At 38.9% G+C, this 26406-nt stretch carries 20 protein-coding genes; 11 read left to right on the forward strand and 9 right to left on the reverse strand.

Translation table 11 applies throughout. From position 1 onward, the window contains the following. Nucleotides 1-36: 36 nt before the first annotated feature. Together J2Z32_RS13425 and J2Z32_RS13430 are read left to right on the forward strand one after the other, a co-directional pair. Nucleotides 37-1755 carry a methyl-accepting chemotaxis protein gene (locus J2Z32_RS13425; RefSeq protein ID WP_245251448.1) on the forward strand — a complete coding sequence of 573 codons (1719 nt, stop codon included), beginning with the start codon at nucleotides 37-39 and terminating at the stop codon, nucleotides 1753-1755. A 257-nt stretch (nucleotides 1756-2012) separates the two neighbouring features. Then, the gene (locus J2Z32_RS13430; protein WP_210089681.1) at nucleotides 2013-3740 is read left to right on the forward strand and encodes a methyl-accepting chemotaxis protein; all 1728 of its coding nucleotides are present in this window, start codon (nucleotides 2013-2015) and stop codon (nucleotides 3738-3740) included. 68 nt (nucleotides 3741-3808) lie between these two features. Here J2Z32_RS13430 and J2Z32_RS13435 read toward each other — a convergent pair whose 3' ends face one another. Together J2Z32_RS13435 and J2Z32_RS13440 are read right to left on the reverse strand one after the other, a co-directional pair. Further along, nucleotides 3809-5137 (reverse strand): hemolysin family protein, encoded by a 1329-nt coding sequence (locus J2Z32_RS13435; RefSeq protein WP_210089682.1) that lies wholly within the window; start codon nucleotides 5135-5137, stop codon nucleotides 3809-3811. Between the two features lie 204 nt (nucleotides 5138-5341). Further along, nucleotides 5342-6004: a DUF2628 domain-containing protein gene (locus J2Z32_RS13440; protein WP_210089683.1), complete on the reverse strand. Its 663-nt coding sequence runs from the start codon at nucleotides 6002-6004 to the stop codon at nucleotides 5342-5344. Nucleotides 6005-6230: 226 nt separating this feature from the next. On the opposite strand from J2Z32_RS13440, the gene pulA reads away from it, so the two are divergent. Then, the gene (gene pulA / locus J2Z32_RS13445; protein WP_210089684.1) at nucleotides 6231-8165 is read left to right on the forward strand and encodes a type I pullulanase; all 1935 of its coding nucleotides are present in this window, start codon (nucleotides 6231-6233) and stop codon (nucleotides 8163-8165) included. A gap of 83 nt (nucleotides 8166-8248) precedes the next feature. Here pulA and J2Z32_RS13450 read toward each other — a convergent pair whose 3' ends face one another. The 4 genes from J2Z32_RS13450 to J2Z32_RS13465 form a co-directional block, all read right to left on the reverse strand. Then, nucleotides 8249-10564, reverse strand: a complete 2316-nt coding sequence (locus J2Z32_RS13450) for a glycoside hydrolase family 65 protein (protein WP_210089685.1) — start codon at nucleotides 10562-10564, stop codon at nucleotides 8249-8251. Between the two features lie 54 nt (nucleotides 10565-10618). Next, the gene (gene pgmB / locus J2Z32_RS13455; protein WP_210089718.1) at nucleotides 10619-11275 is read right to left on the reverse strand and encodes a beta-phosphoglucomutase; all 657 of its coding nucleotides are present in this window, start codon (nucleotides 11273-11275) and stop codon (nucleotides 10619-10621) included. A 68-nt stretch (nucleotides 11276-11343) separates the two neighbouring features. Then, nucleotides 11344-12378, reverse strand: a complete 1035-nt coding sequence (locus J2Z32_RS13460) for a LacI family DNA-binding transcriptional regulator (RefSeq protein ID WP_210089686.1) — start codon at nucleotides 12376-12378, stop codon at nucleotides 11344-11346. Between the two features lie 116 nt (nucleotides 12379-12494). Beyond that, nucleotides 12495-14264, reverse strand: a complete 1770-nt coding sequence (locus J2Z32_RS13465; RefSeq protein ID WP_210089687.1) for an alpha-glycosidase — start codon at nucleotides 14262-14264, stop codon at nucleotides 12495-12497. A gap of 412 nt (nucleotides 14265-14676) precedes the next feature. Here J2Z32_RS13465 and J2Z32_RS13470 point away from each other — a divergent pair, with 412 nt between their 5' ends. The 6 genes from J2Z32_RS13470 (at nucleotide 14677) to J2Z32_RS13495 (ending at nucleotide 22173) form a co-directional block, all read left to right on the forward strand. Then, entirely contained in the window at nucleotides 14677-15999 is a 1323-nt protein-coding gene (locus J2Z32_RS13470; protein WP_425343002.1) for a sugar ABC transporter substrate-binding protein, read from the forward strand. 81 nt (nucleotides 16000-16080) lie between these two features. Next, on the forward strand, nucleotides 16081-17382 hold the full coding sequence (locus J2Z32_RS13475; RefSeq protein WP_210089688.1) for a carbohydrate ABC transporter permease: 1302 nt from the start codon (nucleotides 16081-16083) through the stop codon (nucleotides 17380-17382). Next, nucleotides 17379-18224: a sugar ABC transporter permease gene (locus tag J2Z32_RS13480; RefSeq protein WP_210089689.1), complete on the forward strand. Its 846-nt coding sequence runs from the start codon at nucleotides 17379-17381 to the stop codon at nucleotides 18222-18224. The genes J2Z32_RS13475 and J2Z32_RS13480 overlap by 4 nt, the downstream gene beginning before the upstream one ends. 166 nt (nucleotides 18225-18390) lie before the next feature. Then, on the forward strand, nucleotides 18391-20550 hold the full coding sequence (locus J2Z32_RS13485; protein ID WP_210089690.1) for an alpha-amylase family glycosyl hydrolase: 2160 nt from the start codon (nucleotides 18391-18393) through the stop codon (nucleotides 20548-20550). 232 nt (nucleotides 20551-20782) lie between these two features. Beyond that, entirely contained in the window at nucleotides 20783-21238 is a 456-nt protein-coding gene (locus J2Z32_RS13490; protein ID WP_245251450.1) for an NfeD family protein, read from the forward strand. Then, nucleotides 21220-22173, forward strand: a complete 954-nt coding sequence (locus J2Z32_RS13495; RefSeq protein WP_210089691.1) for an SPFH domain-containing protein — start codon at nucleotides 21220-21222, stop codon at nucleotides 22171-22173. Before J2Z32_RS13490 ends, J2Z32_RS13495 begins: the two co-directional genes overlap by 19 nt. Before the next feature lie 76 nt (nucleotides 22174-22249). On the opposite strand, the gene J2Z32_RS13500 is transcribed toward J2Z32_RS13495, so the two are convergent. Both J2Z32_RS13500 and J2Z32_RS13505 read right to left on the reverse strand, forming a co-directional pair. Then, nucleotides 22250-22912 carry a PspA/IM30 family protein gene (locus tag J2Z32_RS13500; RefSeq protein WP_210089692.1) on the reverse strand — a complete coding sequence of 221 codons (663 nt, stop codon included), beginning with the start codon at nucleotides 22910-22912 and terminating at the stop codon, nucleotides 22250-22252. Between the two features lie 55 nt (nucleotides 22913-22967). After that, entirely contained in the window at nucleotides 22968-23198 is a 231-nt protein-coding gene (locus J2Z32_RS13505; RefSeq protein ID WP_210089693.1) for a PspC domain-containing protein, read from the reverse strand. A 501-nt stretch (nucleotides 23199-23699) separates the two neighbouring features. Here J2Z32_RS13505 and J2Z32_RS13510 point away from each other — a divergent pair. Beyond that, nucleotides 23700-24245: a flavodoxin family protein gene (locus tag J2Z32_RS13510; RefSeq protein WP_210089694.1), complete on the forward strand. Its 546-nt coding sequence runs from the start codon at nucleotides 23700-23702 to the stop codon at nucleotides 24243-24245. A 119-nt stretch (nucleotides 24246-24364) separates the two neighbouring features. Here J2Z32_RS13510 and J2Z32_RS13515 read toward each other — a convergent pair whose 3' ends face one another. After that, a complete protein-coding gene (locus J2Z32_RS13515; protein WP_210089695.1) occupies nucleotides 24365-25039 on the reverse strand; it encodes a YcnI family copper-binding membrane protein in 675 nt (224 codons plus the stop codon). A 285-nt stretch (nucleotides 25040-25324) separates the two neighbouring features. Between J2Z32_RS13515 and J2Z32_RS13520 the strand changes: the two genes are divergently transcribed. Further along, nucleotides 25325-26302, forward strand: a complete 978-nt coding sequence (locus J2Z32_RS13520; protein WP_210089696.1) for a diaminopimelate dehydrogenase — start codon at nucleotides 25325-25327, stop codon at nucleotides 26300-26302. The last annotated feature ends 104 nt before the right edge of the window (nucleotides 26303-26406 follow it).

Here is a 26406-nt window from a genome sequence, read left to right on the forward strand (position 1 = left end):
TATGTAGCTATGATCAACCTAGGAGATGAAAACAACATGATGGAAAAAATAAAAAAACATTTATTTGGTAGTGTATCCTCTAAAATTATGATGGGAAGCGCATTAACGATTGTCATCACTGTTGCATGTTTTATCGGTTTATTGATTTTTACTACATCTACATTAAGTGGAAAACTAAGTGATGAATTAGAAACGCGCTTAAAAGGTAATATCCATACCGTATCCACACAATTAGAGGGGGTAAAGGGTAACTTACTTGAAATCCCTAACGCTGATAGTCCAACCTATAAAGAAGCAAGAGCTTTAATGGATAAACTAAAGCAAGAATATGATTTGCAAAATGTGTTTATTTTGTCTAATCAGGGTGGAAAAGAGCGGATTATCGCATTGTCAGATACACCAGATGACTTTAATATGGATTACACCTTCTCAGACGATATGAAAAGAATGCTTGAAACCAAGCAACAAACCTTGAGCAAAATTTATGAAGACGAATATGGGATTCATCAATCCATTTTTGTACCGTTAAAAAATAGTAAAGGTGATGTTGAAGGTCTGTTAGGTATTGACCTTGATGCAGCGGTAATCCCTAATACGATTTCCAGTGTAACTTGGTATACTGTAGTGATCTCAGTAATATTGTTTGGAATTGGTTTATTGCTAGCTTTCTTACTTGGACGGTTAATTGCGAAGCCAATTAAAAACTTAATGCACGTTACACAGCAATTTGCGGATGGAGATATGTCTCAGTCTATTGAGGTCACAGGTAATGATGAGATTGCAAAATTATCTCAATCGTTCAAAGTGATGAGTACAAATATGAAACAGCTTATTGGACACATATCAACCTCTTCGAATGAAGTGGCAGGTACAAGCCAACAGCTACAACAAGTAATTGAAGAGTCAAGTGCAAGTGCTCAGCAGGTTGCTGAATCAATGAACAATATGACGGAGGGAATTAATGAAGTAGTAGAATCAATTGGTAATAGTACAACATCTGTGGTTGAAATTGAAAAGCAGTTATCAGGTGTAGCTACTGAGGTTAACGACATGCAGCTCATTGCTAGAAGAGTGAGCAAGAGATCCTCAGAAGGACAAGATATCGTTGAGCAAACCTTAGAGCAAATAAATAAAGTTGAAGAGGTTATGCAAAACTCAGAACAGATTGCAGGACAATTGCAACAAAACTCCATCAAAATTGGAGAAGTAATTGGAATCATTACAGGAATTGCAGAGCAGACGAATTTGCTTGCTTTAAATGCTTCGATTGAAGCTGCAAGAGTTGGCGAGCAAGGGAAAGGGTTTGCAGTTGTGGCGGGAGAGGTGCGTAAGCTTGCAGAGCAATCTGCTTCCGCAGCTGCATCAATTACGGGCTTAGTTGCTGGCACACAACATAATAGCAACCTTGTTATTGAAAGTATTAATGAAGGTAGTCGTGCGATTGTTGAAGGTCAACTTCTAATGAATACTACTTATGAAAACTTCCAAGGGATTTTCAAAGGGATTGAAGAGTTTACCAATCGTACAGAGCAGCTCTTACATTCTTTAGTATTAGTAGAGGGATCTTATCAAAGTATATCCACATCTGTGCAGCAGATTTCTGGTATTACGCAGGAGCAGGCAGCTGCATCAGAGGAGGTTGCAGCCTCTTCTGAAGAGCAAAGTGCAGCGATGGAGGAAATCTCAGCAGCAATTGATCAGCTCTCCTCATTAGCACAGGAATTACAAAAGGCGGTTAACGTGTTTAAGTTATAAACCTGTAATTAGGTATGGAATATGGGTTAACTGTAACACCGTTTTAATTTATGGATGGCTAGCTACTTATGTCTGATGGATGAAATTATTGATTCTGTCAGATATAAAGCCATACATAAAACGGTGAAATCATTAATAATCCATATCCGTATGATATAAAACGAAAAATGTTCAGCCTTAATACTAGCTTTTAATTAGGGTTTTTTTGTGTACTATAAATTTGGTTTATATTTTATTAAAGTGAGGAGCTAGACAATATGGAAATTAAAAATTTAAATATAAAAAATTTATTCATAGGTAAAATAGCCTCAAAAATTATGTGGGGAAGTATACTTACAATTTTTATGACTGCAATCTGTTTTTCAGGTTTATTGTATTATACCTACACTACGTTAAGTGAAAAATTGAGTAGTGAATTAACTACTCGTCTATCTGTTAATATGCAATCCTTAAACGATAAGATGGAAGTTATGGGAGTCAAAATATTAAACATACAAAGCGCAGACAGTCAAACTTACAAGCAGACGAGGGCGTTATTTGATCAATTCAAAAAGGAATATGAAGTGAAAAACGTATTTATTTTAACAAATGAGGGAGGAAAGGAACGATTTTTAGTATATTCTGACACTCCCGATGATTTTAATAAAGAATATGAACTAACTGCAGAGATGAAAGAGGCTATTACTAGTAATAAAACCATCTTAAGTGACATTTATAGTGATGATGATGGGTATTATCAGTCCATTTTTGTCCCGATGAAGAATCAACAAGGTCAAGTTGCAGGGATTGTAGGAATCGACTTAGATGCAGGGGTTATACCTAATACACTAAAAAGTGTAACCTTCTATAGTATAATTGTCATAATCTCTGTTATTATTGTGGGCTTGATAATGGCGTTTTTGCAAGGCAGACTTATTTCCAGACCAATAAAAGATTTGATGAAGGTAACACAAGCATTTGCAGAAGGTGATCTGACTCAGGAAATTCATGTGAAGGGAAGCGATGAAGTGTCCAAATTATCGCAGGCCTTCCAAGTGATGAGTACAAATATGAAACAGCTTATTGGTCATATCTCAAAGTCTTCTAATGAGGTTGCAGGTACAAGTGAGCAACTTCTTCAGGTGGTTGAAGAATCTAGTGCAAGTGCTGAGCAGGTTGCTGTGTCTATGAACAGTATGGCAGAAGGAATAAATGAGGTAGTGCAATCTATTGGAGCAAGCTCCATCTCTGTGCTAGAGATTGAAAAACAATTGTCAGGTGTAGGTGTAGAGGTTAACGATATGCAAATTATTGCGAAGCAAGTAAGTCATAAGGCATCTGAAGGACAAAATATTGTTGAGCAAACCTTGGAGCAGATTAATAAGGTCGAGCAGGTTATGCAAAGCTCAGAGGGAATTGCAGCTGAATTACAGCAACGCTCCGTTGAAATTGGTGAGGTTATTAGTATAATTACAGGAATTGCTGAACAAACCAATTTACTTGCTTTAAATGCATCCATTGAAGCAGCAAGAGTTGGAGAGCAAGGCAAAGGGTTCGCAGTTGTTGCTGGTGAAGTTCGTAAGTTAGCAGAGCAGTCTGCTTCTGCCGCAGCATCAATAACAGGATTAGTTGCGGGTACACAGCAAAATAGCTTATCCGTAATTGAAAGCATAAATGAAGGAAGTCGTGCGATTGAAGAAGGGCAGAAATTAATGAGTATTACTTACGATAATTTTCAGGATATTTTTAGGGGGATTGAGCAGTTTACTAGCCAAACGGAGCAACTGTTACATTCCTTGGTCGTTGTCGAGGGATCCTATCAGAGTATATCCACCTCAGTTCAGCAAATTTCTGGAGTGACACAGGAGCAAGCGGCAGCATCCGAGGAAGTAGCGGCATCAGCTGAACAGCAAAGTGCTGCGATGGAGCAAATTTCCGTATCCATTGGTCAGCTATCTTCCTTGGCACAGGAGCTACAGAAGGCAGTTAATTTATTTAAAATATAGCTTCATGAAAAGGGCACTCCAAGGTCAGTTATTACTGACTAATTGGAATGCCCTTTCTGTGGTAATTATTATTCAGCTTCAACCGCTTCTGCTGTAGCTTCTTGTTTTACAATTTCTAACCGTCTAAAGCGATGTGGCTCCTTATCAAGTAAAGTAAATATTACACCATCATGCTCTAGCGTTTCCCCTTCTTCCATCTCAGGATGCATCCCATATAACCATCCGCCAATCGTGTCTACCTCAGCGGAGTCTAGGTTCGTTAACAACGTATCATTAATTTGATTAATGGCAACTTTTCCATCTACGATTAAGTGGTGATCACTTAGCTGCTGAATCGGTTGCTCCTCTTCCGTGTCGAATTCATCACGAATTTCGCCAACGATCTCTTCAAGGATATCTTCAATTGTAACAAGACCAGATGTGCCACCATATTCATCAATCAGAATCGCCATGTGGCTACCTTCCAATTGCATCTTTTTCAGAAGCTCATTGACAGGCATCACCTCTGAAACCGCCATGACTGGGCGAAGGATCGAGGAGATTTCTAAATTAGGATTACCCTCATAGGCTAAGAAAAATTGCTTTGTATTAATAACACCGATGATATTATCCTTGTTACCTGAAACAACAGGGAAACGAGTATACTGCTGTTCAGTAATGATAGATAAGTTTTCCTCGCGTGTTTTATCTGTATATAAGCAGATCATATCGGTACGTGGCACCATAATTTCCTTAGCAAGCATGTTGTCAAAGGCAAAAATACGGTTTACATAGCCGAATTCACTTTGATTAATTTTTCCACTTTCAAAGCTTTCGTTAATAATAATTTGAAGCTCTTCTTCGGAATGGGCTTCCTCATGCTCGGAAGCAGGTTTAATCCCTACCAATTTAACAAGCTGATTCGCAGAACCGTTAAGTGTCCAAATAAATGGCTTCATTACTTTAGTAAATAAAATAAGTGGTTTTGCAGTTAACATCGCGACTTCTTCTGCTTTACGGATTGCAATAGTCTTTGGTGCTAACTCACCAACAACAACGTGAAGATACGTAATAATAACGAACGCAATAATAAAGGATAAAACCCCAGTAATCGCTGTAGGTACCTGTAATTGGTGGAAGATAGGTCCTAATAAAGCTTCTATGGTTGGTTCACCTAACCATCCTAGTCCTAAAGCTGTTATTGTAATACCCAACTGGCAGGCTGATAAATAGCCATCTAAATTTGATGTTACTTGCTTTACTGCTAATGCATTTTTGCGTCCTTCCGCAATTAACTGATCAACTCTACTACTCCGTACGCGGACAATCGCAAACTCTACGGCCACAAAAAATGCTGTTGCAGCAATAAGCAATACAACTAAACCCAAATTTAATGTCAAAAACCTGTCACCTTGCATTATAAACATCTACTCCTCTATTATGAATAATTTGATAAAAACTTATAATCATTATAGCGGATACCGCTAATGAATGCGAATGCCATAAAAGGGGGATATCGTTCATAAATGATTTGTTTTGCACGTCTAACATTATAAAAATTTATACTATATCAACTTTACGTGTTTAATCTAATAATTATGAATATTTTTGCTACAGTTTTGTTATGTAAGATGCTGTGTGACCAAGTAACGGAAAAAATTGTAGCAATAGCTTAATACCTTTATATTTTGAGTTGGTTGATGATTCATGTTAATTACGTAATAAATGATTAGAAAGAGGATTAGAATTAGCGGTAACATCGATATGGCAATTGGGAAATATAAGTTCGTTCGACCTGCCAGCATAATTCGTATATTACGTGATTGAACATCATCGGGGTATTTTTGATGTAGCCTTTGGATTTTGCGTGTAGCAAAGCATAAATAAATATGATTGGCCAAACAGGCAAACATCGCTCTTAATAGTAAAAAGACAACTGTTAGTTGTGAAATGACAAAAAAAGGATCAATACTATGCCAAATGTAAAGGGTAGCAGAACATAAATAGGCTAGAAGTAAGGACAAATAAACAATTAAATACGCGTACATCCCTCGATAGATTAACCAATAGCCACCAAATAAAAACGCAGACCAATTCCAATAACGAGATTTTGTACAATTTTTCATATAAAAATTTGTATTTGTACCTACAAATAACCCAAGCTCATGGTTCAAGAATAAATTCAAGTTAGCGCTTTCATTTTTTGAAATGTCCCTTTCTTTTCCACACATTGGACATGCTGGAGCATTTGCTTCATAAAATTCAGAACAATGATAACAGTGCATGGGAGACCTCCGTTTAACTTTAGCACAATATGATTTCATTATACCTAATTTAATGACATTTGAGAAACAAAATTTGACAATTTTCTCGCTATATTGCTAAGTTTTTTTAGCCATAATGCCGTAACGCCAGTAGGGTAAGATTTCATATTATGAATTAGAACTAGCCTTTATGTTTTTGGAGCAAGCTATAGGGAAGATGAATCTCATTAGGATTGGGGTGAGCCAATTGTCACTACAAAGGGGAACCGATGTTAGTATACATGATGGTAATCTTGCCGAGCAGTTTGTTTATGATGTTTATGATGGAGATGACTTAGGAGTAACCTATCATCCAGAAGGATCATTTTTTAGGGTGTGGGCACCCACCGCTTCGAAAGCAGAGGTTGTCTTGTACTTGGATTGGTCTTCAGTTTCAGGTGAAAGCTATATGATGCACAGAGATCAGGCAGGTACATTTGTCTGTTACATTAATCAAAACCTCCGTAATTACTTTTACACTTACAAGGTTTGGATAGGTGAGCAATGTCATGAAGCTGTTGATCCGTATGCGGTAGCCGTAGGGGTGAATGGGGATCGAGGAGCGATTGTTGAGTTAGAGGACACAAATCCAATGGGCTGGAAAAGATTAAAACGGGATTCATCATTTAAGCCTGTAGATGCTGTTATTTATGAGCTGCACATTAGGGATGCTTCTTATAATCCCCATTCTGGTATGTCTCCGAGAGGAAAGTATACTGCATTAGCACAACCAGGTACAAAGGGACCTTATGGTATAAAGACAGGACTTGATTATATTAAGGCATTAGGAGTTACGCATGTGCAGCTATTGCCTATTTTTGATTATGCTACAGAAAGTGTTGACGAAACGAAGCTGGAGCAGCCTCACTACAACTGGGGATATGACCCTAAGAACTATAATGCGCCTGAAGGATCTTATTCAACAAATCCTTATGGTCCAGATGCTCGGATTCGCGAGCTGAAGCTTATGATTCATAAGCTTCATAGTAAGGGGATTTCTGTCATTATGGATGTGGTTTACAATCATATATTTGATGTCGCTAAAAGCAGCTTCAACAAGCTAGCTCCAGATTATTATTTTAGACATTTGCCAGATGGTAGCTTATCTAATGGTTCATTTTGTGGAAATGAATGCGCTTCCGAAATGCCTATGATGTCTAAATTTATCGTGGACTCTGTCCTGTATTGGGCTAAGGAATACCATATGGATGGTTTCCGTTTTGACCTGATGGGCTTATTGGATATCGCAACGATGAATGAAATCCGTAGAAGGTTAGATGAAATAGACCCATCGATTATAATGCTTGGTGAAGGCTGGAATTTGCCCACGGTGTTACCTGAAAATAAGCGTGCTGCACAGCGTAATAGCAGCTTATTGCCACGGATTGGGCAGTTTAGTGATTTATTTAGAGATGCGATCAAGGGCAGTAATTTTGATGTATCAAGCAAAGGGTTTATTCATGGTGAGGAAGGACTTGAAGCTTCGATTAAAAGTGGTATTGTTGGCGGTATAAAGTATAACAAGCAACTGTCTGGTTTTGCATCCGAGCCTGATCAAACCGTCAATTATGTAGAATGCCATGACAATTTAACGTTATGGGATAAACTAGTCGTGAGTTGTCCGAATGCAAGTGAAGCAGATTATCGCAAGCTACATCGCTTAGCTTCGGCTATCCTTTTAACAAGCCAAGGCATTCCTTTCCTTCATGCAGGTCAGGAGTTTATGAGAACAAAGCAAGGTGTGGACAACAGCTATAATAGCCCTGCTGAGTTAAATGCACTTGATTGGCAACGTTGTGCTCAGTTTGGTGATGATGTGGCTTACATGCAAAGTCTAATTTCTCTACGTAAATCTCATCCAGCCTTTCGTTTGCGTACGTCTGAGGAAATACGAAACCATTTATTTTTTGAAATGGCGCCATCTCGGAGTGTCGCTTATACACTCCGCAATCATGCTGGCGGAGATTGGGATCTTCATCTTTATGTGATCTACAATGCCAATAGGACGCCGATAACTGTAGAGTTGCCTCATTTAGGGTATGGAGCATGGAAAATCCGTTATGGGAGCGAGCATGTAGTGGAGTTGAGAAATAATAAGCTTCACCTTGATGGGATTGGCATGGTTGTGCTTGCTTTTGGGTAAAAGCTAAATCCGAACTAGTTTAAGGAATTGTAATTGAAACTCCGTAATAGTTCGGATTTTTCTTTAATTAAAATACTTTTGAACTAAAATACTTTTGGTTTTTCTATTACTTGTTGAGGAGCAAGCGTGTGCACCTCTTCGTAGAGTCGTATTGTAATCTCTGGTCCAGCCTCATGAGTGATGGTGACCTTTTCTTGGGACACATGAACCTGCAATCTAGCATGACGAAACATGATTTTAAAGGAAAATGCAGTCCATGAATGTGGAATAATCGGAGCAAGACACAGCATATCCTGTCGTACCTTCATTCCACCAAACCCTTGTGTAATTGACATCCAAGTGCCTGCCATACTCGTAATGTGACAACCATCCTCTGTATCGTTATTATAGTTGTCTAAATCCAACCTCGAGGTACGTAAATACATTTCATAGGCTTTGTCGATATATCCTAATTCACAAGCTAAAATGTTGTGAACACAAGGGGATAAGGACGATTCGTGAACTGTAATTGGTTCATAGAAATCAAAATTTCGTTTTTTTGTTTCAATATCATATAAATGACCTAAAAAATATAACCCTTGCAAGACATCCGCTTGCTTAATATAACAAGAGCGAAGAATACGATCCCATGACCAATGCTGATTGATAGGCAGATGGGCAGGAGATAGCGCCTTCACAGGGACGATTTCTTTATCTAGAAATCCATCCTGCTGCAAAAATATACCTTGCTCCTCATCCACTGGGAAATACATGTGATCAATAATATGCTGCCATTGTGTAAGCTCTTCTTGTTGTAAGGCCAGTTTGTTTACAAGTAGGTTATAGTTGGCTGTATGGGATAGACGTAACGCTTCTAATGACCGTAATGTATATTCCAATGTCCATGTTGCTATACGATTGGTGTACCAGTTATTATTTACGTTATTTTCGTATTCATTTGGCCCTGTAACCCCTAACATGACATATTGCTGTTTCACCTTAGAAAATTGAACACGCTCTTCCCAGAAACGCGAAATTTCAATCAGTACGTCTAATCCATATTCAAATAAATAGGCCTCATCCCCTGTATAATTCACATAATTATAAATGGCGTAAGCAATTGCGCCGTTACGATGTATTTCTTCAAATGTAATTTCCCATTCATTATGGCATTCCTCACCATTCATTGTCACCATCGGATAAAGTGCACCCTTACTGAATCCAAGCTTGCGTGCATTTTCTTTTGCTTTTTCCAAGTGATGATGACGATAAATAAGTAAGTTCCGAGCAATAGGCTCATCTGCTGTGCTTAAATAGAAGGGAAGACAATAAGCTTCAGTATCCCAATAGGTGCTTCCGCCGTATTTCTCCCCTGTAAAGCCTTTAGGGCCAATATTAAGGCGGTTATCCTCGCCAGTATAAGTCTGATACAATTGGAAAATATTAAAGCGAATAGCTTGCTGAGCAGCTAAATCCCCTGCAATAACGATATCACATTCCTTCCAGTGCGCACCCCATGCTTGCTGTTGCTCCTCAAGTAATGCTTCGAAGCCAATATGGCTAGCTTCATCCAGGAAATGCATCGCTTGATTAATGAGCTGTGACGGATCATAATCTCTTGAGGTCACGTTAGCTACGTATTTATACAGTGTGACCGTTTCCCTTTGTTGCGTAATAAATTCAGAGCTCACACCTACATATTTATCCCTTTCAATCAGCCCTGTAAGTAAAGGTAATTCAAGCTGAGCATCATTATGAAATAACTTTGTATGCATCGCTGATGTAAGATGGAAATCAAGTTTTTTAGTTTTAACGGTTAAATAGCTACAGTCAGCAGTAGCCTGTTTATTTACCTCTACCCAAAATTTTTCATCGTAGTTGGCATCCTTATTGGAGACATCACCATCTAGATAAGAGGTTAAAGCTAGCTTTCCAGAGAAGTTCAAAGGTGTGATTTGGTACTTAATCGCCCCAATTTGGCGTCTCTTTAAGCTAACAAAACGTGTGGATACAACTTTAACCTGTTTAAAATTAGGCAACTCAACAATGCATTCCCTTAAAAGATAACCCGCCTTCATATTTAACTCTCGCCTAAAGGAAAGAATTTTGCAGGTAGCTAAGTCAAGCGGGTGATCGTCAATGTTGACATCAATCCCAATCCAATTGGTGCTATTAAGTACCTTTGCGAAATATTCAGGATAGCCGTTTTTCCACCAGCCCACTCTCGTTTTATCAGGATAATAGACACCTGCCATATAGCTTCCTTGTAAGGAGCAGCCACTGTACCTTTCTTCAAAATTAGCACGTTGCCCCATGTATCCGTTTCCAATGCTGAAAATACTTTCAGATAACTCATGGTGATTAGGATGAAAGCCTTCTTCGATAATGGACCATTCATCTAATTGTAAATACTGCTCCATGCATGTTCTCTCCATTCCTTAGGTAATAGTAGGTAATAGTTAGGTAATTGTTAACTAAATAGTCAAGCTGTCTAATAACGTAAGTGACATTGCATTTAGAGAAGGAACTACAAGATCGGCGTCCTGTAGTATCTCTGAATTTCCTACGCCAACACAATACATACCGGCTCGTTTGGCTGCCTCAACACCAGCTGCTGCATCCTCAAATACAACACATTGTTGTGGCTCTACACCAAGCTGCTTGGCCGCTAGCAGGAAAACTTCAGGATCTGGTTTTGCAGATGCTACACACGTCCCATCCACAATTACATCTAGCTTATCGACTAGTTGAGTGAGGGTAAGGATCGTTTTAGCATTTTTACTGGCAGAGCCAAGTCCTAACTTGAATCCCCGTTCTCGGCAGGCATTTAGAAACTGTTCGACTCCAGGTAAAAGATCATTTTCATTCATACGTTTTATATATTCCACATACCAACGATTTTTGCGCTCAGCGAATTTAATTTTTGTATCCTCGTCTACAATCATGTTGCCCTTATCCAGCAAAATATCGAGGGAGGCCATCCGACTCACCCCTTTGAGTGCTTCATTATCATGCGTTGTAAATTCAATGCCAAGCTCTGCTGCAAGTCGCGCCCATGCGAGGAAATGATAATGTGCTGTATCTACTAAAACGCCATCCAAATCAAAAATACATGCTTTTATAAAATTCAAATTCATCTTATCACTCCTTAGTGCAAACGTTTGAACTGTGAAAGAAAATAGAGAAACCAAAAATTTCTCTATTGTTGAGGTAAGCTATATATAGATGAGTCTCGAATCATGAGACGATGGGGAATGATGTGCCTTTTTTGCGTAATCCCCTTTCCGTCCTGCTGAATACTTTGAATTAATAAACGTGAAGCAGTGTAACCTAAGTTATAAGTTCCAATATCCATACTACTTAATGGGGGTGTTGCCAGTTCAGCTAATGGAATATTGTTAAAGCTTACAAGGCAAAGGTCCTTAGGGACGTTATAATGAAGCTCATGTAATCCACGTAATACACCAAAAGCGACAACATCATCAATGACAATAATTGCAGTTGGTCGATCTGGTAAACTCATAAAAAATGACATGGCTCGATAGCCGCTATCCTGCAAAAAGTCGCCCTCTACAATCCATTCCTGTCTTGTCTCTATCCCAGCATCAGCTAAAGCATTCATGTAGCCTGTTAGGCGATCTTGAGACACAACAAGCTCAGAAGGACCACTGACAAAGCCAATCCGTTGATGCCCGAGTGAAATTAAATGCTGTGCAGTATCATATGCGGCTTGAATATTGTCGGTGTCTACGGATAATATATCCGGGTACTGCTCACTACGCCCAATTAAGACAAAGGGATAATGGTTATCTCGCAAAAAATCAATGACAGGATCATTAATTCGAGAGTACAGTAAAATGACGCCATCTACTCTACGGCCATTTAACAATCTAGAAATGCCCTCTAGCTCTTCCCTTTCATTGGAGCCAGAACTTAATAATACATCGTATCCCATTTTTCTTGCCTGTGTCATAATCCCTCGAATCAATTCCATAAAGAAAAAATTAGAAAATAAATCTTCGGCTGATTTAGGTAACATAATGCAAATCGTATGTGTTGTTTTAGAGACAAGGCTTTTCGCCATGATGTTAGGATGATACCCAAGCTCATTCATAATTTTTTTTACTCTTAGTGATGTTTCAGTGCTAATTTTAGGATGATTAGACAATACACGAGACACGGTGGAGGGTGAAACTCCAGCCTTTTTGGCCACATCCTTTATCGTAACGGACATAAAAATCCTCCTTGTTACAAAAGCCGTTAAATCTTCCTTAAATGTAAAGACTAGGCTCCTTCTTCTCTGTATTGTATAGCATACAATTAAATGAGTGCAAACGATATATTCATATCTTAATGAAGACGATTTAAAATTACAAAGTCATAAGCACCTAATATGATGGGTAGCCCTGAGCCTGAAGAGAAATTGCTTTTATTATGAAGCTTCTTCTGGTTCATAACATCTTGCCATTCTGTATGGTCAACAGGGAGTAACACCGTTTGCTTCATATCCGAGTTGTTGATTACGACGACAACAACTTCATCATCAAGCCTACGCTCATAAGCTAGGATGTCACCACCAGCCTCAGCGATTAGAAAACGGACGGAACCAGATTGGAGTGCAGGTGATTGCTTACGAACTTCAATCAAGCGTTTGTAAAACTGCAAAAGTTGTTGATCCTGTTTACTCTCGTCCCACTCCATGCATTTTCGACAATCAGGATCATCTTCTCCTGTTAGCCCAACCTCATCCCCATAATATATGCACGGCACGCCAAGATAGGTGAACTGAATAGCAGCGGCTAGCTTCATTTTGAGCTTGTCATCTTGACAAAGTGTGAGCAAGCGTGGGGTGTCATGACTATCTAGCAAGTTAAAGGTGATCTCACTAGCCTGCTTAGAATAACGCGCTAATTGCTTACCCATTGTATGTGAAAATTGTTCTGCATCAAGCTTATTTTTGGCAATAAAGTCCCACACTGCTTCTGTAAAAGGATAGTTCATTACGGCATCAAACTGATCGCCTTGTAGCCAGGCAGTTGAATCATTCCAGATCTCACCTAAAATATAGGCGTCAGGATTTGCTTGTTTAACAACATTTCGAAATTCCCGCCAAAATTGATGATCAACTTCATTCGCAACGTCCAGTCGCCAACCATCAATCCCCACTTCTTTAACCCAGAATTGTGCTACATCCAATAAATACTTTTTCACATCAGGATGCTCTGTATTTAGCTTTGGCATGGTGGCTTCAAATGCAAACATATCGTAGCTATAGTTGTATGCGCTTTCCTCTAAGCTTGTAATTGGCCATTGATGAATATGAAACCAATCCTTATACTTCGAGGACTCCCCATGCTCCAGTACATCCAGAAACGGAGCAAACCTACTGCCTGCATGATTAAATACAGCATCTAACAAAATACGTATTCCTCGTTCATGACACGCTTGAACTAACTTTTTTAATGTTTTAATGTCACCAAAATGAGGATCAACCTTCATGTAATCAGTTGTATCATATTTATGATTCGTATTTGCTTCAAAAATAGGTGTGAGATAAAGTGCATTTACACCAAGCTGCTGTAAGTAATCCAAATGTAGCAATATTCCTTGTAAATCTCCACCAAAGTAATTGTCCCTTGCAGGAGTATCACCCCAAGGCAGGACATTAGGAGGATCATTAGTAATATCTCCATTTGCAAAACGTTCCGGAAAAATTTGATAAAACACAGCATCCTTTACCCATTTTGGTGTCGTAAATATATCTATCGGATTAAGGAATGGATATTCAAATAATGGATTTGGTGTTTCAGGACGTTGTGGCGTGAAGCCATGCTCAGTCATCCAAATTTGGTCATCTTCTGATTTTAACTTAAAAGCATAACGAAGACGACGGTGAAGTGGCTTAATGCTACATTCCCAATAATCGAATAGCTCATCAGCAATCAGTTTATTCATAGGAATAAGTTCCTTCGTTTTGTCCCAAGCGTATTTGTCGCCTGCAAGGACTGTGACCTCTGTAAGGTCATTTCGTTTAGCGCGTAATCTGAGATGAATGGTCTCTTTATCATAAGCATACGACCAATTCAGCTGTGGACGGTGATAAATTGCTTCGAGAAACATGACACTTCAAACCTCCTTGGCTTTAAAAGGATAATTAAACGTGATCAAGGGTGTAATCTTCTAGCTGTTCCATTATTTGCAGTGAATTATAGCATGAGTTCAAACCTTTGCACAAGATAGTAGAAAACTGATAAAGGAGCCATTTTATATAGATAGAGAACACGAAAAAATATTTTTTTCAATCTAAAAAACAGAGTAAATTTACGATTAACCTTGTTCTCGAGAGAAAAGTTAAGGAATTTTAATTAAAAACGGTAAAAATGACCAATGCAAACGTTTTTATAATGTAAAATGGTGGTGTATTATATCCTCAAAACATAAAGCGCTTACATATATCTAGTTATCTTAATGCAATCGTTTGCGCTCTTGTATTTTAGTGTTAACCTATCATCATCATTAGGAGGGGTTAGTTGTGAAGAAAGTGAAAAAACTGATGGTTTTAGTTGTTGTTATCTCGTTAATGTCAATGATTGCAGCATGTGGGGTTAAGAGTAGTAGAAGCAGGAGTACTGAGGGTTCAAGCCATAATCAGAGTGGAGCTAATCAAACTCAAGCTAACGATAGCATCCAATTAGCGGAAGACCTTAAGCCAGAGGAGGGTGCAGAATTACTTGTATGGGATAGTAAGGATGAGAAGGCCTATACCAATGAGGTTGTGAAGCGGTTTGAACAAAAATATGGGGTTAAAGTGAAAATTGAAGAGGTAGCTCCACCTGATCAGGTTGGAAAGCTGACGCAAGATGCACCCTCGGGTTTAGCAGCGGATGTTCTCGTTATTCCACATGATCATATGGGGAATGCAGCCGTATCGGGCTTGCTCTTAGCCAATGATGTATTTGCAGAAGAAACAAAAAAGGACAATACAGAAGCTTCTATTACGGCTTCCACTTATGATGGTGTGTTATATGGATATCCACGTGCAGCAGAAACAACCGCATTATTTTATAACAAGTCATTATTGCCTGAACCACCAAAAACATTTAATGAAATTGTGGAGTTCAGTAAAACGTTTAATGATAAAAGCAAGGGCAAATATGCACTAATGTGGGAAACAGGCAACATGTATTTTAACGGCCCTTTTGTTTTAAGTACAGGGGGGTACATTTTTGGTGATAACGGGACAAATAAGGATGACATGGGTCTCGCGAATGATGGAGCTATTGAAGGACTTAAATATTATCAAAGTCTAAAAAATATTTTGCCTATTAACAGTGGAGACATTAATCCAGATATTAAACGAGGGTTGTTTAGCTCAGGCGATGTAGCAATGGACATTAACGGGCCATGGGAACTAGCTGGATATAAGGAAGTGTTAGGAGATAAATTGGGTGTTGCACCGATTCCTACGGTGGAGGGTAAAACTGCAATTACATTTTCAGGGATGAAGGTGTGGGTTGTGAACTCATTTACCAAGTATCCAAATGCAGCTAAACTATTTGCAAGCTTTGCTTCATCCAAAGAGGCACAACTCATTTTAAATGAGAAGGTAGGGGCTATTCCGACTAATCTTGAGGCACTTGAATCCGATCAAATTAAAAATGATCCGTATGTGGCCGCTTTTGCTGAACAAGCCAAAAACTCAATGCCAATGCCTTCGATTCCAGAAATGGCGAATGTATGGGCACCTGTAAATGCAGCATTGCCGGAAATATGGAATAAGAATGCAGATCCTAAGACTGCTATGGAAAAGGCAGTGACGCAAATTAAGGATTTGAATAATAGTACTTCTAAATAAAGAGGTAGCAAGGAATACCTGCCACGATTGTCTGTGTGACGGGTATTTCCTTCATTCCTTATGGGGAGGAGTAACGCAAGCATGAGCAGGCATCGGATGAGAGCGACGATTTTGTCGGTGTTAAGCATGGGACTTGGACAAATCTATAATCGACAAATTATTAAAGGGTTACTATTTTTTATTTTTGAAATTTTTAGTTTTACTTACTTGTTAAGAAATCTGCCTACAGCAATATGGGGAATAGTGACCCTTGGAGAGGTTCCGAGACGACTTGTAAAGGGAAAGTGGTTAGATGGCGATCATTCCATTTTTTTAATGATTCAGAGTTTGATTGTGTTGCTTTTTTTAGTTGTAGTCATCGTAGCTTATATTATGAATATTCGTGATGCCAATAAGATTGGGAAGCAAAGAGACGAAGGCAAGCAGGCACATAGCTTTAAAGAGACCATTCGCTATATATTGGACTATAAATTTGCAGTTGCTTTTCTAACTGTTCCAGGAATGGGGATATTATTCTTTACGATCATGCCAATCATCTTCATGATTTTACTTGCATTTACGAACTATTCTGCACCAAAGCATATTCCGCCAGCGATGTTAGTGGATTGGGTAGGATTTGATACATTTAAAAGCTTAGTTTCACTTAAAACATGGAGCCATACTTTTTATGGAGTATTAACTTGGACCATAATATGGGCAGTTTTATCTACAGTGACCACCTATTTTGGAGGATTGTTGGTTGCATTGCTTATTAATCAGAAAGGGATACGCTTTAAAGGCTTTTGGCGCACCATTCTCATTTTGCCTTATGCGATTCCACAGCTTATTTCATTGCTAATTATGCGGAATATGTTTAATGGTGAATTTGGACCAATAAATCAGTATTTTCGCTACTTTGGATTAGAGGGCTTGCCGTGGCTGACCGATGAATTTTGGGCGCGAGTAACTGTGATTGTTGTAAATATGTGGGTAGGTATCCCTGTTTCTATGCTGCTAATTATGGGGGTGTTAACAACAATACCAAGAGATATGTATGAAGCAGCAGAGGTGGATGGGGCAACGGGCTACCAAAAATTTAAAATTGTCACGTTACCGATGATTTTATTTACAACCGCACCCACGCTCATTATGCAATTTGCAGGTAATATTAACAACTTTAATGCGATCTTCTTACTTACCGGTGGTGATCCTGTAAAGGGAGATTACCAGTATGCAGGTGCAACAGATTTACTTGTCACTTGGCTGTATAAGCTAACGCTGAGTCAAAATAGATACAATATGGCCTCCGCAATTGGGATTATTATTTTCCTCCTTATCGCATCGTTTTCTATTTACAATTATCGTCGGACGAAGTCATTTAAAGAGGAGGATATGATCCAATGAACATAAGGAAGCTAAAAACGAAGGTTCGACTCTCTCTTAGTTATATCACTTTAGTTATATTATCCGTTATTGCGATCTATCCTGCCTTGTGGATTGTTTTAGGATCAGTAAGGCAAGGTCGTTCATTGTATAGTAAGTCACTTATCCCTGAGAGCTTTACATTAGAGCATTATCGCGATTTATTTACGTCGGATACCATTTTGTATGGGACGTGGTATATGAATACCATCAAGGTGTCCATATTATCGATGCTGTTAGGCGTGATATTAATCATGCTAACGAGTTATGCCGTTTCACGTTTCCGTTTTCGTGGCCGAAGAGCCGTATTATCAACCATATTAATATTAGGAATGTTCCCTGGGTTTATGAGCATGATTGCTATTTATTTGTTACTCAAGGAATTAAACTTACTTGATACACATCTTGCACTCGTTTTGGTTTATGCTGCTGGAGCTCCACTTGGAGGTACATTAATTGCGAAAGGCTTTTTTGATACCATTCCTCGTTCATTAGATGAGGCAGCAAGAATAGATGGAGCAAGTAATTTTAAAATATTTTCCTCGGTGGTGTTACCTTTATCGAAGCCAATTATTACTTACCTTGCATTGACCCAATTTGTGGGTCCGTGGGTAGATTTTATTTTTGCTAAATTAGTACTTCGTAGTAAGGAAAATTGGACCGTAGCGGTAGGGATGTGGGATATGGTCAGGGAAAACCAAAACTCTCATTTCACGATGTTTGCTGCGGGTGCGGTCTTAATTGCTGTGCCAATCACGATTTTATTTATGTTCTTACAGCGTTTGCTTGTTGATGGCTTAACTTCGGGAGCAAGCAAAGGATAACCTTTGGTATGTCTAGGTGGGTAAATTAAATTACTAGGCATAGGAAGTGTATTGTAAATATTTCAGTAGAAAGGAGGTGTATTGCTTTATTTTTTAATTTGGCTTGTCATCTAGGGGAATTTCACTTGAAAAAAGTATAAAAAAACCTTGAGAGGCGGCTTGATCCATGAAACAAATGTTTAAAAAATCATTGATGTCAATGAGTACCTTTATTTTTCTCCTTGCATTGTGGCTTAATCCAGTCATCACCGTTCCATCTGTAAGTGCAGCACCTGATACCTCAGTTCTAAATAAGCAAGGTTTTTCCACAGATGTGATTTATCAGATCGTAACGGATCGGTTTGCTGATGGAGACCCGTCCAACAATCCAACTGGCAATGCCTATTCACCCACACATTCTGACTTGAAGCTATATCATGGTGGGGACTGGCGCGGAATCATTAATAAAATGAATGACGGCTATTTTTCAGGAATGGGCATTAGTGCGTTATGGGTTTCCCAACCTGTAGAAAATATTTATAGTGTTATTAACTATTCAGGTGTTAACAGCACCGCTTATCACGGCTACTGGGCTCGTGATTTTAAGCGGACTAATCCGGCATTTGGTAGCATGGCGGACTTTCAGGAGCTCATCGACACGGCCCATGCACAAAACATCAAAATTATTATAGATTTTGCTCCAAACCATACCTCACCTGCCTCTGAGACGCAACCCTCCTTTGCAGAAAACGGAAAGCTGTTTGACGAAGGTAATCTCATTGCAGGTTATACAGGGGATACAGAAGGCATCTTCCATCACAATAAAGGAACAAACTTCTCCTCCTTGGAGGATGGGATTTATCGGAATCTATATGACCTAGCGGATATTAATCATCACAATAATACAACGGATGCGTATTTTAAAGATGCTATTAAAAAATGGCTTGATATGGGCATAGATGGGATTCGAGTAGATGCAGTTAAGCATATGCCTGCTGGATGGCAAAAAAATTGGATGTCTTATATTGCGGGCTACAACCCAGTATTTACATTTGGTGAATGGTTCCTTGGCGTTGGTGAGCATGATATAAATAATGTTAAGTTCGCTAATGAATCGGGTATGAGCTTGCTAGATTTTAGCTTCGGGCAAAAGGTTCGTCAGGTGTTTCGTGACAATACGGATAATATGTACGGCTTGAATAATATGCTTACAGAAACGCAAGAAGACTATATGCATATTAATGATCAAGTCACCTTCATTGATAATCATGATATGGATCGCTTCAAGCTTGGGAATAATGACCGTCGTTTAGAGCAGGCGTTAGCCTTTACGCTGACCTCACGAGGTGTGCCAGCAATTTATTATGGAACAGAGCAATATATGACAGGTAATGGTGATCCCAATAACCGCGCTTTCATGACCAGCTATAACACAGATACTCCTGCCTATAAAATTATTGGCAAGCTGGCTCCACTTAGAAAGTCTAATCCTGCTATTGCCTATGGTACAACCAAGGAACGGTGGATTAATAATGATGTTTACGTTTATGAGCGTAATTTTGGTAGCAGTACAGCACTTATTGCTATTAATCGTAGTGCAACAACCGCAGTTACGGTGTCAGGCTTGCAAACCTCACTTCCTGCTGGCAATTATCAAGATGAACTGGATGGATTGCTAAATGGCAACAACATAACAGTAGGTGCCACGGGGGCAGTTACCACATTTAATTTACCAGCAGGAGCTGCTGCGGTATGGCAATATCGTGGTGATCAGGATACCCCAATCATTGGTAACATTGGATCAGACCTTGGGAAAGTAGGTACGAAGCTAACGATTGATGGACGGGGTTTTGGTAATTCAAAAGGCAAAGTTTATTTTGGCACCACAGCAGTTACCGATAATCAAATCATAGAGTGGGAGGATTCTCAGATTGAAGTTATCGTCCCTGAAGCTACACCAGGTCTCAAAAGCATCAAGGTGAGTACCGCAAATGCCTTGAATAGCAATAGTTATGAAGGTTTTAACCTGTTAACTGCAGATCAAGTCAGCGTACGCTTCATTGTCAATAATGCTCAAACTACTTTGGGCGAAAATGTTTATTTAACAGGGAATGTTGCTGAGCTTGGTAACTGGAATCCAGATAAGCTTATTGGTCCTTTATTCAATCAGATTATTACCAAGTATCCGTCATGGTATTATGATGTGAGTGTACCGGCGGGAACGGAACTTCAATTCAAGTTTGTTAAGCGTAATGGTACAACACTGACTTGGGAAAACGGCAGCAACCATAGTTATATAACGCCAGCTAGTGGAGTGGGCACAATCGTGGTTGACTGGCAGCCATAATTGAATTGTCTTATAAATTTATTAAAGTCCAGCTAAGTTCTCTTATTAGCTGGATTTTTTTAGTGAAAAAATTTTTAACTCATAGGTTCATTAATTTAAAATATAATATAAACAGAACAAACAGATAGAATTTGAAAATATTTTGATACTTTTCATTAGGTTCTCCGTATAATAAGAATAACGCAATCAATTTTATTGATTAAAAGATATAGAAGGTGGTGTATATATTGGGATGATGTCATGGATATCAGAGATGGACACTTGGGTCATTTGGCTAATTGTTGTTGCTGTATTGCTACTTGTTGAAATGATGACGTTAACATTTTATCTGCTCTGGATCAGTATTGGTTCATTAGTTGGATTATTCATTTCACTCTTGTTGCCTGAAGCGTATTTATTGCAAATTGGGGTTGCTGCCATTATTTCATTAATCTTAACGATGTTTACGAAACCCCTTTCTCAAAGGCTGCGTACTTCACAAGGCTTTAAGGATGAAGGAACTGAATTAATAGGTAAGCAGGGCGTGACCATTGAAGCCATTCCACAAGGTGGATATGGGATTGTAAAGGTTGGCGGAGATACGTGGAGTGCAACGTCAACGCAAGCGATTGGCAAAGATCAATTTGTAAGAGTAGTTCATCGTAGTAGTACAATTATAGAAGTACAAAGATGGGAGGAAATAATTTGATAGAACTTATTGTAGCAGTAGCGATTATTTTAGTGGTGATTGTCTTTATCTCGTTAACGGTAAAGATTGTCCCACAACAACGTGTAGGTGTAGTAGAACGACTAGGTAAATTCCACAGATTGCTTAAACCAGGTTTGAACATTTTGATTCCGTTTTTTGATCAGGTGCGTGTGTATCACGATCTCAGAATTCAACAAGCAAACGTACCTCCACAAACCGTAATTACAAAAGATAACGTTCAGGTACAAATTGATACAATTATCTTTTATCAAGTGGTAGGTCCAGAAGAAGCAACATACGGTATTTCTGACTATGTATATGGTGTGCGTAACATTTCTACAGCAACGATGCGTCAAATTATCGGTAAGCTTGAATTAGATGAAACTTTGTCTGGTCGTGAAAAGATATCTACTGAAATTCGTATTGCGCTTGATGAAGCAACTGAAAAATGGGGCGTTCGGATTGAGCGTGTAGAAGTTATTGATATCAAGCCACCAATTGATATTCAAGAAGCGATGGATAAGCAAATGAAAGCAGAACGTAATAAACGTGCGATTGTCCTTGAAGCGGAAGCAGCAAAGCAAGATATGATTTTGCGTTCTGAAGGGGATAAGCAAAGTAAGATCTTGAAGGCAGAAGGGGACAAGGAAGCTCGTATTCGTGAAGCAGAAGGTTTCCGTCAAGCTCAAGAGTTAGAAGCATTAGGGGAAGCAGCGGCAATTCAAGCGATTGCAGAAGCAGAGAAAAACCGGATTCAGTTATTGGTGAATGCTGGTCTTGATGAGCGAGTGCTTGCTTATCGTTCCTTTGAAGCATTACAAGAAGTGGCTAAGGGCCCTGCGAATAAAGTATTTATTCCGTCCAATGCAATTGAAACATTAGGTAGCCTTGGTGCAATCGGAGAATTATTTAAGGCAGGTAAAGACGGGAAATAAGTTCAATGGAAAGGGCAACACTTAGCGGATCATTCCGTTAGGTGCTGCCCTTTGTATGTTTTTTAGCGGATTACGCTTATTTATTGAGCTTTTCCTTAAGGCGTTCGATTTCATCATTTACGGCTAAGCTTTGGGCTGGAGATGGCTCAGTATACGATGTTGCGTGATAACCCATAACCTGACGTTCAGCCTCTAGCTCTTCAATTTTTTCCTCCATACGGTAGAAGCCTCTAGCTGCCTCACCTTGATGAATACCGTAGCTAAAGCTAGGTTGCTCTGTCTGTTTTGCTGTTTCCTCATCTACTTTACGTGCACGTGAAGCAAGCTCTTTGCGTTTTTCTTTTAGCAAAATCAATTCTTCCTTTGCATTAGCTAAATGAATTTCTAGTTCAGCAATTCCTTCCTGCGTAAATTGGATCGCTGAGGTATATTGTTGTACCTTCTCTTCATAGGCTATTTTAGATGCTGCTAAAATGCGTGCTTGCTCCTCGTTGCCTGCTTCAAGTGCTGCTAAGGCAGCAAACTCTTGTTTTGCACTTGAATTTCTAGCATCGGCAAGCTGACGTTCTTGAACCTGCAAGCGAATTTGTAATTGCTTTAGACTTGCTTCGGCTTTTTGAATTTCTTGCTCATGATTTCGTAAATATTGACCTGTCATCATCACAGGATCTTCTAATTTGTCTAAAACCTCATGGATGCTTGCTTTGGTAAGATTAGATAATCGTTGTAAAATACTCATAGTGTGTTTCTCCTTTATTTTTAAATTTCAGATCACTTTAGTTAGACTTAATCAATTAGTTCATGAAGGGATCATCAAATTCAGGGTGTGACCAGTGATTAATGGGTTCCTTTGGTACAACTAATGTTGCTGCAATGTACAAGAAAATAAATGTGCCAAAGCTCATTAAAGCAAATACAAGGGCAATTAAACGAACAAAGGTTGCATCTACATTAAAATACTGAGCAATTCCTCCACACAAGCCTGAAATTTGTTTATCCCTTACAGAACGGTAAAATCTTTTCATCGCCAACACTCACTTTCGTTTTTATTTATTTTAAAGTTAATTGTTTAAATGATCGTCTACACTGTGAAGTGTTTTCCTTATGTACTTATTGTAGCTAGTATTCTTTTTTTACAGAACGGACTAGAGAAGGTTTTTAAACTGGACTATAGTCGAGGAGGGAGTTACTTTGCAGGTCGGGGATAGATGATTTAGTAAAATATATGGTTCAACATCGTAATCAGTATTTGACAGTGTTATGAAGTAAGAGGCTACGTTGCAGAGAGTGGCTTCAACCGCTGTTAAGGACCCATTTTTTTACAACATGTAGGAGATTAGAGAGAAATGTGACCTTAAAGTGGTTTACGCTTTCGAAGTATCTTTCTTACAGAAAGATTGTACCGCTATCGCTTCTCCACCATCTCCCTGCTCCTCCGCTTTGTTTGTCTACTGTCAAGTACTTATAAGGTTGATCCAATATTTTGGGCTTTGTGCAGTGAAAAATGGAAAGGACGTGGGAATAACATGAGTATTGCAGTGATTTATGGTAGTTCAAGAGAGGATGGAAATACAGAAGCATTAGCGGAGGTTACTTTAGAAGGAGTGCCACACCAAAAAATTATACTTAGAGAAAAAAATATTTTGCCAATCCATGATCAGCGTCATACAGAGGGAGGATTTGATCCTGTAGATGATGATTATGATGAAGTGATCAGCGAGGTGCTTAAGCATGATACGTTAGTATTTGTAACACCTGTGTATTGGTATACTGTCTCAGGACTGCTAAAAAACTTTATTGATCGTTGGTCGCAAAGCTTACGTGACCCTCGTTATGATTTTAAAGCGTTGTTATCGCAAAAAAAGGCTTATATCCTTGTCGCAGGTGGCGATGATCCTAGAGTAAAGGCATTGCCTTTAATTCAGCAATTGAAATATACATTTCAATTTGTGGGAATGGAGCTTGCAGGATATGTTATTGGTAAAGCGAGTAAACCTGGGGATATGAAGTATGATAGCAAAGCATTAACTGAGGCAAAATGGTTAAATCAACAATTCAAAAATTTGGTTTAGATGAGCACTGAGAAGAATAATGAAGCCAGCAAAGTGAAAATCAGTCCGCTTAAAGGGACTGCTTCACTATTGCTGGCTTTTAAGCTGGTATCTTTTTTCAAATAATATTTTAGTTAATATTACTTAGAACGGCGTAAACCAACCCATAAGGCAGCACACGAGATGAGAAGTGCACCAGCAGATAATAAAGTACTTATTGAAGAAGATGAACTAGCTTCCTTCCCAGCTTGCTTGGAAGAAGTTGATGTTTGTTTACTGCTTCCATCAGCATGATCAGCATGATCATTATGGGAATGATTATCAGTAGAGGCTGAATCCTGACTAGCTCCTTTAGCAGTAATGGCTGTAATGGAATATGGAGTTGGGGAGCCCTTTTCACCTGTCCAGCTTACCGATGTTCCGTCGCTATAATATTGAATGGCTTTCCAAGCTAAAGTAGAGGCAGTATTGGGGTTTTTGGCCATAAATTCAAACTTTTCAAATTGCCCTGGCTGTATTCCATCTTTATTGGCAGTCCATGTGATCGTGCTTACCTCTTTATTGGCCTCATCTTTACTAATCTCAGCAGTCCATTCTGGCATACTGCGGTATAATTCGAATTGAACACCACTTGGAATTTGTAGAGTGACTTTTGTAGTCGCAATCTCCTTTTCAACTGGAACGGTGACTGTATAAGTCTCCCATGCATTAGTAGTGGACATACTAGGCTTTACAGTGACATGAGCGCTTGCTCCATTTGAAAATAAAAAGAGTCCAAGTAATAATGTAGCGGTGGTACTGAAAAACTTTTTCATAATTAATAGTCTGCTCCTCTTTATGAAATAGTTCATTATTAACTTAATAGTTAAAAATTGAACATATTAACTTTTAACAAATACAATAGCTTGTTTTTGTTAGCGTGTCCACCACTTCTCACGATAAAGCTGAATTGACAGTAAACATCATTTAAATAGTAGGCTTGTCTGAATTATAGATTGTTAATTTTGCTCGTTGCGGAATTTTAGACACGCCCTAGTTATTTAAAAAATGTCTTGGTTAGTATAAAATAGTAAAGACATATACTGAAGGAGGAATTTTAAGTGGCAACAAACATCAAAGTAGGTATCGTAGGTTACGGGAACTTGGGTCGCGGCGTAGAAAAAGCACTCAAACAAAATCCTGATTTTGAATTGCGCGCGATTTTTTCTAGAAGAAATCCAGATCAAGTGGCAGCAGCGCAAGGTGTTGTTCATATTTCTGAGATTGAAAAGTATAAGGGCGATATCGATGTGTTAATTCTATGTGGAGGTTCCGCTACAGACCTTCCTGAGCAAGGGCCGGAATTGTCTGCATTATTTAACACAGTGGATAGCTTTGATACACATGCTAAAATTCCAGAATACTTCGAGCAAGTGAACGCAGCCGCAGTTAAAGGTGGCAATGTAAGTGTAATTTCAACCGGATGGGATCCAGGATTGTTTTCATTAAATCGTTTGTTAGCAGAAAACGTGCTTCCTGAAGGTAAAGAATATACATTTTGGGGTAAAGGCGTAAGCCAAGGTCATTCAGATGCAATTCGTCGCGTTGATGGTGTGAAAAATGGTGTGCAATACACCATTCCAGTAGATGCTGCTGTTGAACGTGTACGTAATGGTGAGAACCCAGAGTTATCTACAAGAGAAAAACATTTGCGTGAATGTTTTGTTGTTGCACATGAAGGTGCAGATACTGCAAAAATTGAAGCTGAGATTAAAAATATGCCAAACTACTTTGCAGATTATGACACTATCGTTCATTTCATTAGCGAGGAAGAGTTAAAAGCAAATCATGGTACAATGCCACATGGTGGTATGGTTTTAAGAAGTGGTCGTACAGGCGATAATAATACCCAAATTTATGAATTTGGACTTAAACTAGATAGCAATCCTGAATTTACTGCAAGTGTACTTGTCGCTTATGCGCGTGCAGTGTACAAGCTATCTGCAAAAGGGGAGTCTGGAGCTAGAACGGTGTTTGATATTCCATTTGGCCTAATGTCACCACATTCTCCAGAAGAGCTTCGTCAAAGATTGCTGTAATTAAGACAGTATGTCGTAAATATATGCTAAAGCTTTTGGGCGTAGCCTTAAAATAAACATAGGATTCTTTAGTTCCATATGGGCTAAAAGAATTCTATGTTTTT

The sequence above is a fragment of the Paenibacillus turicensis genome (assembly GCF_017873435.1).
Lineage (GTDB): Bacteria > Bacillota > Bacilli > Paenibacillales > Paenibacillaceae > Fontibacillus > Fontibacillus turicensis.

Coding starts and splice junctions, on each gene's coding strand:
- J2Z32_RS13485 (WP_210089690.1), top strand. CDS start 18,391: ATGAAACAAATGTTTAAAAAATCATTGATGTCAATGAGTACCTTTATT.
- J2Z32_RS13510 (WP_210089694.1), top strand. CDS start 23,700: ATGAGTATTGCAGTGATTTATGGTAGTTCAAGAGAGGATGGAAATACA.
- J2Z32_RS13475 (WP_210089688.1), top strand. CDS start 16,081: ATGAGCAGGCATCGGATGAGAGCGACGATTTTGTCGGTGTTAAGCATG.
- J2Z32_RS13490 (WP_245251450.1), top strand. CDS start 20,783: ATGATGTCATGGATATCAGAGATGGACACTTGGGTCATTTGGCTAATT.
- J2Z32_RS13435 (WP_210089682.1), bottom strand. CDS start 5,137: ATGCAAGGTGACAGGTTTTTGACATTAAATTTGGGTTTAGTTGTATTG.
- J2Z32_RS13440 (WP_210089683.1), bottom strand. CDS start 6,004: ATGCACTGTTATCATTGTTCTGAATTTTATGAAGCAAATGCTCCAGCA.
- J2Z32_RS13480 (WP_210089689.1), top strand. CDS start 17,379: ATGAACATAAGGAAGCTAAAAACGAAGGTTCGACTCTCTCTTAGTTAT.
- J2Z32_RS13430 (WP_210089681.1), top strand. CDS start 2,013: ATGGAAATTAAAAATTTAAATATAAAAAATTTATTCATAGGTAAAATA.
- J2Z32_RS13495 (WP_210089691.1), top strand. CDS start 21,220: ATGGGAGGAAATAATTTGATAGAACTTATTGTAGCAGTAGCGATTATT.
- J2Z32_RS13460 (WP_210089686.1), bottom strand. CDS start 12,378: ATGTCCGTTACGATAAAGGATGTGGCCAAAAAGGCTGGAGTTTCACCC.
- J2Z32_RS13450 (WP_210089685.1), bottom strand. CDS start 10,564: ATGGAGCAGTATTTACAATTAGATGAATGGTCCATTATCGAAGAAGGC.
- J2Z32_RS13425 (WP_245251448.1), top strand. CDS start 37: ATGATGGAAAAAATAAAAAAACATTTATTTGGTAGTGTATCCTCTAAA.
- J2Z32_RS13465 (WP_210089687.1), bottom strand. CDS start 14,264: ATGTTTCTCGAAGCAATTTATCACCGTCCACAGCTGAATTGGTCGTAT.
- J2Z32_RS13500 (WP_210089692.1), bottom strand. CDS start 22,912: ATGAGTATTTTACAACGATTATCTAATCTTACCAAAGCAAGCATCCAT.
- J2Z32_RS13505 (WP_210089693.1), bottom strand. CDS start 23,198: ATGAAAAGATTTTACCGTTCTGTAAGGGATAAACAAATTTCAGGCTTG.
- J2Z32_RS13515 (WP_210089695.1), bottom strand. CDS start 25,039: ATGAAAAAGTTTTTCAGTACCACCGCTACATTATTACTTGGACTCTTT.